The following is an 11,702-nucleotide window of genomic DNA, read 5'->3' on the forward strand; positions in this document are numbered from 1 at the left end:
TCGGCCACCCCGCGCTTGATCTTTTGGCGGCCCCGGTGGAGGTCTTGTGGGTCTTGCGGTCTCGCGGCCCGCCCCCCCCCCCCCCCCACCGCCCGCACCTGGCTGATGATCTCCACCCTGATCGGTCTGGTCGGCTTCACCATGCTGCCTACCACCCCACCCCGGCTGCTGACCGGCGGCTACGGCTTCATCGACACCATGGCGCAGTACGGCTCCTACGGCTGGTGGGGCGCCGACGCGAGCGCACCCCGCGGCCTGGGGCATCTCACCAACCAGTACGCGGCCATGCCGAGCCTGCACGTCGGCTGGTCGCTGTGGTGGGGACTCATGCTCTTCCGCCTCGGACGGCACTGGTCGGTGCGCGCTCTCGGAGCGACCTACCCGGTAGTGACGGTCCTGGTGGTATTGGGCACCGCCAACCACTACCTGATGGATGCCGCCGTCGGTGTCCTGGTGATGGGCCTCGGGCTCGTCCTCACCAAGCCCGCGCTGCGACTCGTCGACATGCTGCCCCGCCGCCGGCGCGCATGCCGACCGGCAGTGGCCGACCCGGCCTCGACTACGGCTGCGTCCTCAGGGCGGAACCCGGCGGCGACGGACGCAGGGTCCAACACAGACTCGGCCGTGGACGAGGTGCCCGGCGACGTCCCGGCGACACCCAAGGTGCTTGCTCCTCGCCGGGGGCGAGAAAGTCATCGCCTGCCTACCGCGGCAGAGACTGGCACCCGGTCCTGATCGCGGGGTCTCCTCAGTCGCCGGGACGTCCGCCAGCGGAGCGGACGGGGGAGGGGAAGCCCGGAAGGCGCGGCCCATGCCGAGTCAAAGCCCCGCCGACGGGCCCGAGGCGACCCGGACACCCGGACAGTGCCGCTCGCAGGCCGGCCGACGGAGCGTCCCGGCCCGCGGTCTGGCCGGTGCCGCCACCGCAAGGCTCGCGGCGATAGCGACGGCATGCCGGTCGGCCCTCGCCGTCCTGCGCGGGCCCTGCCTCCCTGCCGCACCTCGCGGCTCTCCGGCGGTCGCGGACCCTTCCGCCCCCGCCGTCGAACGGCGCTACTCCGTCACCATGCCGCCGCCCGAGGCCGTCCGCCGCGGGCTGAGCCAGGCCGCCAGCAGCATCACACCGGCCGCGGCCAGCAGCACCGTCACGCCGCGACGGGCGGCCGGCGCCACGCTCCCGGCCGGAGCGAGATGCAAGGCCAGGGTGACCAGCGCGACACCCAGAGCCGTGCCCAGTCCTCTGGTCATGTTCACCAGGCCCCCACCGGTGCCGGACGCGGCCACCGGGAACGCGCGCATGATCAGCGTGTTGTTAGCAGGCGTGAACACACCGAGCCCCACGCCGAGCAGCGCCAACAGCAGCGCCGTCCACCCGGCCTCTATGGGCACCACCAGCATGCACGCCAGCGCACCACCAGCAACGACCGCACCGAGCAGGCATCTGCCACGATCGGTCGCCGAGCGCGGCAGCACCCGTTCCGCGCCGGTGGCGGCCAGAGCGAATCCGGCCGGCAGTGCACTGACCACCACACCGGTCAGCAGCTCCGAGCAGCCCGCCCGCACCAGCACGATCGGCACCAGGACCAGCGGCCCGAAGAGCGTCAGGTAGCCGCTCAGCGCGCCCGCCAGCCCGGGCGAGACTGCGGGAAGGCGCAGCAGTCCCAGATCCAGCAGAGGCACCCGCGCCCGGCGCTGCCGCAGGACGAAAGCCACGCCCGCCGTCACCGCCGTCGCGAACAACCCCGCCACCACCCAGGGCGCGAGAGGCAGCCCGGACACCGCCGACACAGCCAGCAGCAGCGACGTCGTCGCGGTCGCCAGCCACGCCAGCCCCCACCAGTCGAACGCGGGCACCGGATTGCGGCTGCGGGTGCGCGGCAGCAGGAAATGCCCGGCCACCACCGCGACCACACCGATCGGCACGTTGATGCCGAACACCCACCGCCAGCCCACCGTGGCCACCAACGCCGCGCCCACGGTGGGCCCGATCGCCAGCCCCAGCGCCTGGGCCGCGGCCTGCACCCCCAGCGCCGTCCGCATCTTCTCCGCGGGCGCACTGGTGGCCACCAGCGCCACACTGTTCGCCTGGAGCATCGCCGCCCCGGCCGCCTGCACCACTCGGAACGCGATCAGGGCGCCCAGCGACGGAGCCAGCCCGCAGGCCGCCGAGGCGGCGGTGAAGACCACGAACCCGTAGAGGTAGAACAGCTTGCGCCCGCGGGCGTCGGCCAGCCGCCCGACCGGCACCAACAGCGCCACCAGCGTGAGCAGGTACGCCAGCGACACCCACTCCACGCCGGCCAGCGGAGCGCCGAACTGCACGCGCAGGCTGTGGTAGGTCAGCGTGACGATGCTCGCGTCGAGCTGCCCCATGAACGCGCCGAAGCACACCGTGGCGACCGCAAGCCGCCACGCGTCGGGATGGTCGCGTATGGCAGGTGGACGAGGACGTTCCCGTACCAGCACCGCCGGCCACCCCGCCTCCCCCTTCTCCGTCCTGGTGCGCGTAGCGCGCCCGCCCACAGACCCTCCCCAGTGACGCGACGGCGGCGGCCAGGTGGCACACCGCTTCGAACGCCCGCAGATTACATCGGCAACAGAAATATTCTGCGACCGGAGGGAAAAGGCTGGGTGCTGAGGCAACGGGTCGAAGAACGTCCGTTCGGCGGCAATATCATCGAGACCGGCACCGACTCCTACTGGCTGGCCGCCACCCGGGCCCGGGCCGAACAGATGGCCGCAGCTCAGGCGAGCGGCTGACCCAGCTGTGCCGCCTCCAGGTCCAAGGTGAGCGCGTCGCGCAACGCGAACAGCGTGCCCCCCTCCGCATATTGCGCCAACGCCCGCAGCGGGTCGCGGATATGGCCGTCGTCACCGTCGCACACCGCCCCCACTATGGCGACGATATCGGCCCACTCTGTACGCCTCGACACCGGAAGGGTGCCTCCCCTGCACGTGATCCAGTCCTAGAGAAGCTGAATCATCGCAGTTCGAAAGTACCCGTCCTTCATGAGGTGACCGACTGTCACTACGACGCCGGGCACCATGAATTCGCGAGGTCGGGGACGTGAAGCTGGCACGCGGCTCCTCCGTAATCGGCTCGGGCTCTTCGAACGCGCCGCAGCTGCGCACGCCCCCATCTGGAACGCATCCGTGTCCAGCGCACCGGCCCTGGCCGACCGCGCTCCAGATCTGACCAGGTCATCGCCCGACAAGGCCTCCAGCTCCCGAGGCTTCCGCGGAACCGAAGGCCGGACCGGTCGTATCACCGGTGGGGCTGAACCGGAGCGGTCGCTTCGACGACCGTCTCGACCAGCCCGGTTTCGAGCCGCAGCACATGGCCGGACACCGAAGCGAGCAGGTCGTCGGTCAGCAGCGGGTGTCCGAGCAGTTTCGCGACATCCTGGCGCACGGTTACGGCCGGGTCGGTCACCGCCTTGTCGGCGAGGTCGCCCTCGTGCAGACCGGTGTGGTGAGCGAAGGTCTGGCGGAAGGCCGGCTCGGACAGCTTCCCGGTCCCGCACTGCGTGTGATGGATGACGGCGACATCCATCCGCACACCCAGGCGCATGGAGAGATAGGCAATGTCCTCTGCGATCCGGTCGTCCACGCGCCCGCCCGCGTTGCGCAGCACTCCCGCGTCTCCGGTTCCGATGCCGAGGAAGCCGGCCGGCTCGACCCGCGGGTCGACACAGGCCAGCACGAGAAGCAGCCTGTCAGGCATTGCTTCCCTGGGCGGCATGGCCAGCCTTGCAAGATCGACGTTCGCGGCGAACTCGTGGTTGCGCTCCAGCAACTCGTTGAACTTCGTCATGATGTCCACTCCTGGTTGATGTATAGGCGGCACTGCCCCGCCTTTCGAGGTGTCTCCGCCGGCTGGCGAAGCTGATGAGCCTGTCGCCCGGGCCGACCGCGGCCGGTGTCGGTGGGTGCGAGTCAACGCGGGCGGATCCCCACCTCATGCTTCGACGCGGTTGGGCCTTCGGCGGACGATCGGGGACAGCCTCCGCCGTTGGGTCGTCCAGATGGTCAGGCTGCTGGTGCGAAGGCCGTGATGGCGTCGACGAGGTCGGCGGGAGCTTCCAGTGGGATCAGGTGCCCCGTGTGGGGGATCACCACGAACTCGGCTCCGGAAAGGTAGGGCACCAGGTTGTTGACGAGCACGTCGGCCGGCTCGACGCGGTCGTTGCCTCCGGCGACGACGAGGGAGGGAACACTGATCATGCGCGTGTGCTCGGTGACGTCCTCCGCGATGCCGCGCAGCGGCCATTCCGTGCGGGCGGCATCGGCTCCGGCACGCGAGTCGGCCACGATCTGCGCCTTTATCGAAGCGGGCAGTTCGGTAGCGGTCAGGACGTCGTCCCGTGCGCGGGCGACGGACTCCTCGGAGTCATAGGCGTGGGACAGGGCTTCCCGGTACTCCGAGGTGACCGCCGTGGCGGGTTTCGCCGGGCCGGAACCGACGAGGACGATCCCGCGGAGCCCGGCGGGCCGGGTCGCCGCGACGAGCTGTGCGACCTTGCCGCCCATGGAGTGCCCTACGAGGACGTAGTCGGTGATGCCTGAGTCGGCGATCACGGCGAGCGTGTCTTGGGCGAGCCGGCGGAGAGTGTAAGGCCCCGTCAGGTTGCTGGAGCGGTTCCACCCGCGGAAATCGACAGTGAGCAGGTCGCGACCCGCGAGGCGGTCGACGACGAGGTCCCAGGTGCGGGCTGAACCACCCCAGTAGTGCAGGAACACGAGGGTCGGCCCGGCCCCCTGCCTGTGGTCATAAACGGGTAGAAGCGGTTTCTGCGTGGTGTTCATCGTGCCTCTCTCGATCTGTGCTACGAGGCGATTCGGCCTGTGTGTTCATTGAATATCTCCCGCTGGTCCCGGGCATCGGCGTGACCGGTCGCTCGATGGTGGAAACTGGACACGTGACCGTGATCCGGCAGATGACCTACCAGCCCGTCGAGCGCCGGGCCGCCGCCGTCGAAACGATGACGTTCGACCGCCTCCGCGAGCTGAACGACGGCGGGACACAACGTGCCGACTTCCACGTCCTCGCCGTCGTCGATGCCGGGCCCGGATCCGTCACGGTGGACTTCCTCCGGCACCCGCTGCGGGAGCGTTCCGCGGTATGGATCCCTCCCGGGGCGGTGCACAGATGGGACGACATCGCCGGCGTGGCAGGGCACGTCGTGCTGTTCGTGCCGACCGCGCCGGTCACCCACGCCACCCGGGAACTCGTCGCGTCCCCGGACCTGGCTGCGCACTGGAGAATCCCCGACGCTGACTGGCCGTTCATCGACGCCGCGCGGAACCATCTCCTCCTTGAGGCGTCGGCCCCGCCTGGGGACCTCTCCACGGAGCTGCCCGAGATCGTCCTCTCCGCGCTGATCGCCCGGCTCCGGCCCCCGCACGGCGGAGCACGCTCAGCGCATCCGGTGTTCCGGCTGTTCCGGTCCAACGTCGAGGCACGCTTCAGGCAACATCACGACGCCGGGTACTACGCCCGGACTCTGGGCTACGCGCCCCGCACCCTCTCACGAGTGGTGCAGCAGGCCACTGGCCGCACCGCGAAGGCGTACATCGTCGACCGGATCGTCCTGGAAGCAAAACGCCTCCTCGCGCACGACCGCCTCACCGCGGCGGCCTGCGCCGGCACTCTCGGCTTCCCTGACGCGTCCAACTTCTCGGTGTTCTTCCAGAACGCGACAGGCATGCGCCCCGGGGCGTGGCAGGCGACGGTGGCCGTCGAGTGATGAGAGCGCTCACAAAAAGCCCCCTGACGGTGGAGTCGATCTCCGGCCTGCGGCTACGGGGTGATCTCGACGTAGAACGCGCGTCCCTCTCTGTCAAAGTGACTCAAGCCAGGCATACTGGATGATTCATTGAATCGAGGGCGGAGAAGGAGGCGTGCCCGTAGTGGCCAGCACCAACGACCACGGGGCCCCGGATCCTGTGCCGCTCGAAAAGTCGTCGGCGCACGTCAAGCCGCGTGACTGTATTCGTTGATGAGGCCGCCGAGGATCTGGGTGCGCAGCAGTCTGGGGGCGTTGATGTTCATCGTGACAGGTTGCTGGGCTTCGGGTGGTAACTGGTTGCGCGCCTGGTGCGGCCGGTGCTCGTTGTAGTGCCTCCGGTAGGCCGCGAGCACCTGCCGGGCGTGCGCCTCTCCCAGGATGAGGATGTGGTCGAGGACCTCGCGGCGGATGCTGCCGATGACACGCTCGCAGTGTGTGTTCATCCGAGGAGCCCGCGGTGCGCTCTTGACCACGTCCAGTTCCTCGGCCTCGAAGACTGCGTCGAACGCGTCGCCGTACTTGCCGTCGCGGTCGCGCAGGAGGAACCTCAGGGACTTCATGCGCATGCCGAGGTCGGCGGCGAGATTCCGCGCTTGCTGTACCGTCCACTCCCGCGTTGGGTGGCTGGTGACGCCGGTGATGTGCAGGCTCCTGGTGCCGTGCCCGAGGAAGGCCAGCGCATGGAGCCGCCTGCCGAGCGCAGTGTCGATGTGGAAGAAGTCTGCCGCGATGATGCCTTCGGCCTGGGCGGTGAGGAACGCGCGCCAGGTGGGGCCGGAGCGACGCGGCGCGGGGTCGATGCCCGCTGCGTGGAGGATCTCCCACACCGTCGAGGCTGCGATCCGGTACCCGAGCCGAGCGATCTCGCCCTGGATCCGCCGGTGCCCCCATCTCGGATTCTCGCTGGCAAGTCGCAGTACGAGGCTCTTGAGCGCCGCGGCCGTCGGCGGCCGACCGGTGCGCCTGCGGGCGCTGTAGTCGCACTTCGCCGCGATGAACCTGCGGTGCCCGCCGAGCAGGGTGCCGGGGGTGACCGGGAAGACCTCACGCCGGCGACGCCGAGGTATCAGGCCGGACAGGGCAGCGAACCAGAATCGATCAGCTGGCTGGTGGCGGACCGGGCCGGCCAGCTGTCGGCGCAGCACCGCGTTCTCGTGCCGCAGCACGAGAAGCTCCGTGTCCTTTGCTGCATCCCCGCGAAGCAGCGCCGACGGCAGGGAGAGCAACTTCCGGGTCACCTTGTACAGCAAGGACACGATCACCCGGACATGCTTCCAGCCGATGAACCGTCATCGCTGCCACCTGCGCCGACGACTTTTCGAGCGGCGCAGGTTCGGGTGGCGGCGTTCGTAGTCGTGGCTGGTGTACGTAGGCCGAGGGAACTCCCGGCTTGACCGGCGGGCTCACTCAAGAAGAACCGCACCCATTGCCGAAGGCCCTGACTGAACGTCCGTTCCAGGTGTACCGGCCCCGGGCGATCCACTGCCCATCGGGTCGGGTCAGCGGCGGTTGCCCACCGGGGAGGGGTTCCGTCACCGGCGGGTCAGGTTGGCGAGGGCCGTCACCAGTCCCGCAGTCAGCGTCAGGATGGCGGTGAAGGCAATTGCCGCTCGGGTTATGGCTGTTGGATACGAGGCGTGGTCGCGGCGGGCGAGATATCCAGCTGCCGCTGCGATGAGGACCGCAGTCATGGTCACGAGAGCGCAGGTGAGAAGGACTACGGCGTGATGGTCGGACACGGTTGAACACCCCTCCAGGTCGGTGTGAATGCTGTCGCGTCACTGACTTTCGGGGTTGGCGTGTTCATCATGGTGCGCTGGTCGAAGATGAACACGGGTGAACAATCGAGCACGGCCAGGGGGCTCCGCGTGGGGATCGACGAGGTGCGCGATGCAGCGGCCTTGGCCGAGTTACGGTCTCGCCTTGAAACGGGACGGATAGCCCGGGGGATCAACCAGACCGACCTCGCCCGTTTGGCGGGACTGGGGCGCACAACCGTTAGTCGGGCGCTGAGCCCCGGCGCTCCGGGACCCTCTGCGGACACCGTGGGAGCGCTGGGACGCGCCCTACGTCTGGACGTGACGGTGCTGCTGGGACTCCTTGACACGGCCTACGGGCGCGGCTCCGCCGTCAGTGCCGACAGCCGAGTGTTGGGCAGGCCGATCCCGCTGTGGGACCCCTATGACCTCGAAATCCATTTCGCGGTAGAGGCGCCAGCCCCGAGCTACGGCCCCGGCGGTGCCCGAGACCGGAGCAGACCGGGCCGGACGGGGAGAATGCCTGCCTATGTACGCCGCCCGCACGACGAGCACCTGAGCATCGTCGTCGAGGCGGCCGTCGACGGGCACAGCGGGATGGCTGTACTGGTGGGGTCGTCGTCGACGGGTAAGACGCGTGCCTGCTGGGAGGCCATCCAGCCGTTGGCTGCTCTGGGCTGGCGGCTGTGGCATCCCTCCGATCCCATCCGGGCCGAAGCAGCACTCGCTGATCTTCACCGCGTCGAGCCGCGGACCGTCGTCTGGCTGAACGACGCTCAGCACTACCTCGGTGACACGAGCGGCGAGCGGATCGCCGCCGCCGTCCACCGGCTGCTCACCGACGTGTCGTCCAGCCCGGTGCTGGTTTTGGGAACCTTGTGGCCCGAATACCAAGACGACTACATGGCCCTGCCGCGGCATGGCGAACCCGACCCGCATCCCCAGGCTCGCGTACTACTGGCCGGACGACTTATCACCCTGCCGGACCGCTTCGATCACATCGCCATCAACAAGGCCAGAGCCCTCGCCGCCGCCGGAGACCGCCAGCTCGACCACGCGCTGCAGCACACAGACAGCGGTCGGCTCACCCAGTTCCTCGCCGGAGCACCGGAACTCCTGCGCCGCTACGAGACGGCCGACCCACCCGTTCGCGCTCTGCTGGAAGTCGCCATGGACGCACGACGTCTCGGAGCTGGCCTCCATCTGCCTGTCAGTTTTCTCGAACAGGCTGTTGACGACTACCTCAACGACGATGAATACGACGATCTCACCGACAACTGGCTAGATCAGGCCCTCGATGACGTCACACGACCGGTTCTCGGGCGTCTTGCTCCCCTGCGGCGCACCCGGCCTCGCCCCGTACAGAGGTCCTCCCCGATGCAGACCGCAACCGTGTCTTCATACCGGCTCGCCGACTACCTGGAACAACACGGACGACGCAGCCGCGCGCGTTGGTGCCCTCCGGAATCGTTCTGGCAGGCAGCACACGACCACCTCACCGCCGAAAGCCTCATGAATCTTGCCGAGGCCGCCCGGATCCGCCACCGTTTCCACTGGGTCGAGCAACTCGCCCAACAGGCTGCCGACTTGGGCAACACCGACGCCATCGCACGACTCGCCGAAATCCGACGGGCAAACGGCGCTGACAAGGAAGCCGACCGGCTCCTTCAACAGGCCGCCGATTTTGGCAGCATCACTGCCCTCATACGCCTGTCCCTCATACGTCACAGGGCCGGCCACCCCGAAGAGGCCGAGGCCCTCGCGCAGCGGGCCGCCGACGCGGGCGATACCAGGGGACTGAGTCAACTCGCCGAGATCTGTGAAACTTACGGTGCCCGTAAAAAGGCCGAAGCGCTCGCCCTCCGAGCTGCGACGGCAGGAGACACCGGGCCGCTCGTCCGCCTGGCCGAGAGGAGAGAGCTCGAAGGAGCCACTCAAGGGGCCGAACGACTGGGACAACTGGCCGCCAAAGCCGGCGATACCACGGCGTTGGTCCGGATCGCCGCCATCCGCGAGACTGGCGGCCCGACAGCCCGCTACGAAGCTCAGCGTCTTTACCAACGTGCCGGACGTGTAGGAAACACCAGCGCGCTTGCCCGTCTCGCCGCTGAGCGAGAAAAGGCCGGACACCGAGACGAAGCCGAACAACTCGCCCGGCGGGCCGCACGTGCCGGCCAGTCCTTCGCTCTGGTCCGGCTCGCTGAGATGCGCGAGGCAGCAGGCGCGCACCAGGAAGCCGAGAAACTCGCGCACCAAGCCATCGACGCCGGCCACCGCTTCGCCCTGATCCGCATCGCTGCACTCCGCTACGCGGCTGGTGACCGACAAGGTGCCGAAAGACTCGTTCAGCAAGCCGCTGCAGCCGGTAATCCTTCCGCAGTAGCGCGCCTCGCTGAGATGATGGCGGACGCAGGAGATCTGGAAGAGGCAGAGCGCCTGGCTCGACAGGCTGCGGCGGATGGAAACCCGAGTGCGGCAGCCCGCCTGGCCGACCTGAGGGAAGCATCCGGAGATCCAGAGGGAGCGGAGGACCTGGCGTGGCTATCAGCAGACGCGGGCGACACCAGCGCTCTCAACCGGCTCGCCGAGATGCGTGAACTCACCGGGCATCAGGAAGAGGCAGCCCGTCTCGCGTATCAGGCTGCTCAACGAGGGAGCACTTCTGCTCTGATGCGCCTGGCCGACCTGCGAGAAGCAGCAGGCGACCATGAAGGAGCCGAGGAACTGGCCCGGCTTGCAGCCGATGCAGGAGACACCCACGCCATGGCACGGGTCGCGATCATGCGAGAAATGGCTGGAGACAGACGCCAAGCCGACCGCCTCGCGTGGATCGCAGCGGACGCCGGTAATCCCAGCGCCCTCACCCGCCTTGCGCAACTGCGAGACGGGGCAGATTCTTGATCAGCTGCTTGCCACCTTCCCTGTAGGGCTCGGAAAGTCATCGCCGTAGGGCATACGGCGTATCTGTACTCCTTGATGGTGCCGCCGAGGACTCGGGTGCGTAGGAGCCTTCGGCCGTCGAGGTCGTGGGACTGGGGCGGGCTGCCCGGCAGCCCCGGGTGGCCTCTGGCCCCGGGCCCGATGAGGCCGGTGGCCGTTGCAGTGGTCTTGATATTCGGCCAGAACCCGCCGCGCGTGAGCCTCGTTGAGCACCAGGACCTGATCCAACACCTCACGGAGGACAGTGCCGATCACCCGTTCGCAGTGCGCGTTCATCCGGGGCACTCGCGGGCCGCTCAGCAGGACGTCCACGTCCTCGGCCTCGAAGACCGCATCGAAGGACGCGGTGTACTTGGTATCGCGGTCACGCAGGACGAAGCGGAGCGACTCCACACCGGTCCCCACGTCCGTCGCGAAGGTGCGAGCCTGCTGAGTGGCCCACTCGCCGGTCGGGTGCCTGGTGACACCAGTGACGTGCAGCCTCCGGGTGCCGTGCTCAAGGAACGCCATCGCACAGAGGCGCGTACCCACCACCGCGTCCACGGGGAAGAGGTCGCCAGCAATGATCCCTTCAGCCTGGGCGGTGAGGAACTCCCGCCGGCTCGGGCCGGACCCGCGCGGGGTCGGGCCGAGCCGGCGGCGTGCAGAATCTCCCGGACCGTGGACGGTCCGATCGGATGCCCCAGACGTGCCGGCTCCCCCTGGATTCGGCGGTGGCCCCACCGCGGATTCTCGCCCGCCGGCCGCAGCACCAGTTTTTTGAGTGCGGCCGCGGTCGGCGGTCGACCGGTACAGCCACGTCGGGCGGAGCAGTCCCACTTCTTCACGATCAGCCTGCGGTGCCACATCAGCAGCGTCCCCGGCGCGACCGAGAAGACATCCGCCCAACGGCGGCGCTGGATCAGCGAGGACAGCGTCGTCAGCCAGAACCGGTCGGCCCGCTCGTAGCGCACCGGGCCCCTGAGCTGACGGCGCAGCACCGTGTTCTCGTGCCACAGCACCAGCAACTCGGCATCCTTCGCGGTATCACGGCGCAGCAGAACCCCCGGGAAGGACAGCAAGGTGCGAGCGGTGCGGTACAGCAACGAAACGATCACCCGCGCATCCTGCCACCAGCCCCACTCTGACGCGTAAATAGCAGCAGGTCAGTGTGGGTGTGGGCAGGTCTGAGTGCCCGGTGGCCGTGGTGGTCGCCGGTGTCCTGGCTCTGGCCGGT

10 protein-coding genes and 1 pseudogene are annotated in these 11,702 nt (G+C 68.8%); 4 read left to right on the forward strand and 7 right to left on the reverse strand.

Annotated features, from left to right (window positions below):
• The first annotated feature begins 15 nt into the window (after positions 1-15).
• Positions 16-735 (forward strand): phosphatase PAP2 family protein, encoded by a 720-nt coding sequence (locus AB0I51_RS43900; RefSeq protein WP_362984406.1) that lies wholly within the window; start codon positions 16-18, stop codon positions 733-735.
• A 318-nt stretch (positions 736-1,053) separates the two neighbouring features.
• On the opposite strand, the gene AB0I51_RS43905 is transcribed toward AB0I51_RS43900, so the two are convergent.
• Positions 1,054-2,466 (reverse strand): MFS transporter, encoded by a 1,413-nt coding sequence (locus AB0I51_RS43905; protein WP_362984387.1) that lies wholly within the window; start codon positions 2,464-2,466, stop codon positions 1,054-1,056.
• 195 nt (positions 2,467-2,661) lie between these two features.
• On the opposite strand from AB0I51_RS43905, the pseudogene AB0I51_RS43910 reads away from it, so the two are divergent.
• Positions 2,662-2,760: pseudogene (locus tag AB0I51_RS43910) on the forward strand (AAA family ATPase); the annotation flags it as partial.
• Here AB0I51_RS43910 and AB0I51_RS43915 read toward each other — a convergent pair.
• The 3 genes from AB0I51_RS43915 to AB0I51_RS43925 form a co-directional block, all read right to left on the reverse strand.
• Positions 2,745-2,885, reverse strand: coding sequence for a hypothetical protein (locus AB0I51_RS43915; protein ID WP_362984389.1), 141 nt, complete (start codon positions 2,883-2,885; stop codon positions 2,745-2,747). The pseudogene AB0I51_RS43910 and the gene AB0I51_RS43915 overlap by 16 nt on opposite strands.
• A 380-nt stretch (positions 2,886-3,265) precedes the next feature.
• The gene (locus tag AB0I51_RS43920; protein WP_329531986.1) at positions 3,266-3,814 is read right to left on the reverse strand and encodes a carbonic anhydrase; all 549 of its coding nucleotides are present in this window, start codon (positions 3,812-3,814) and stop codon (positions 3,266-3,268) included.
• Between the two features lie 215 nt (positions 3,815-4,029).
• A complete protein-coding gene (locus tag AB0I51_RS43925) occupies positions 4,030-4,806 on the reverse strand; it encodes an alpha/beta hydrolase (protein ID WP_362984392.1) in 777 nt (258 codons plus the stop codon).
• Between the two features lie 113 nt (positions 4,807-4,919).
• On the opposite strand from AB0I51_RS43925, the gene AB0I51_RS43930 reads away from it, so the two are divergent.
• Positions 4,920-5,747: a helix-turn-helix transcriptional regulator gene (locus AB0I51_RS43930; protein WP_362984394.1), complete on the forward strand. Its 828-nt coding sequence runs from the start codon at positions 4,920-4,922 to the stop codon at positions 5,745-5,747.
• Between the two features lie 227 nt (positions 5,748-5,974).
• Here AB0I51_RS43930 and AB0I51_RS43935 read toward each other — a convergent pair whose 3' ends face one another.
• The gene (locus tag AB0I51_RS43935; protein ID WP_362984396.1) at positions 5,975-7,051 is read right to left on the reverse strand and encodes an integrase core domain-containing protein; all 1,077 of its coding nucleotides are present in this window, start codon (positions 7,049-7,051) and stop codon (positions 5,975-5,977) included.
• 270 nt (positions 7,052-7,321) lie between these two features.
• Complete coding sequence (locus AB0I51_RS43940; protein WP_362984398.1) at positions 7,322-7,528, reverse strand: hypothetical protein; 207 nt, start codon at positions 7,526-7,528, stop codon at positions 7,322-7,324.
• A gap of 537 nt (positions 7,529-8,065) precedes the next feature.
• Between AB0I51_RS43940 and AB0I51_RS43945 the strand changes: the two genes are divergently transcribed.
• The gene (locus AB0I51_RS43945; protein ID WP_362984400.1) at positions 8,066-10,447 is read left to right on the forward strand and encodes a transcriptional regulator; all 2,382 of its coding nucleotides are present in this window, start codon (positions 8,066-8,068) and stop codon (positions 10,445-10,447) included.
• On the opposite strand, the gene AB0I51_RS43950 is transcribed toward AB0I51_RS43945, so the two are convergent.
• Positions 10,448-10,996 (reverse strand): integrase core domain-containing protein, encoded by a 549-nt coding sequence (locus AB0I51_RS43950; protein WP_362984408.1) that lies wholly within the window; start codon positions 10,994-10,996, stop codon positions 10,448-10,450.
• Positions 10,997-11,702: the final 706 nt, after the last annotated feature.

Origin of the sequence: Streptomyces sp. NPDC050549, assembly GCF_040655035.1 — a bacterium.
Taxonomy (GTDB): domain Bacteria; phylum Actinomycetota; class Actinomycetes; order Streptomycetales; family Streptomycetaceae; genus Streptomyces.

What these genes read in the sequence shown, in the direction of transcription:
- AB0I51_RS43925 (WP_362984392.1), bottom strand. Translation starts at nt 4,806, where the DNA reads ATGAACACCACGCAGAAACCGCTTCTACCCGTTTATGACCACAGGCAG.
- AB0I51_RS43945 (WP_362984400.1), top strand. Translation starts at nt 8,066, where the DNA reads ATGCCTGCCTATGTACGCCGCCCGCACGACGAGCACCTGAGCATCGTC.
- AB0I51_RS43920 (WP_329531986.1), bottom strand. Translation starts at nt 3,814, where the DNA reads ATGACGAAGTTCAACGAGTTGCTGGAGCGCAACCACGAGTTCGCCGCG.
- AB0I51_RS43950 (WP_362984408.1), bottom strand. Translation starts at nt 10,996, where the DNA reads ATGGCGTTCCTTGAGCACGGCACCCGGAGGCTGCACGTCACTGGTGTC.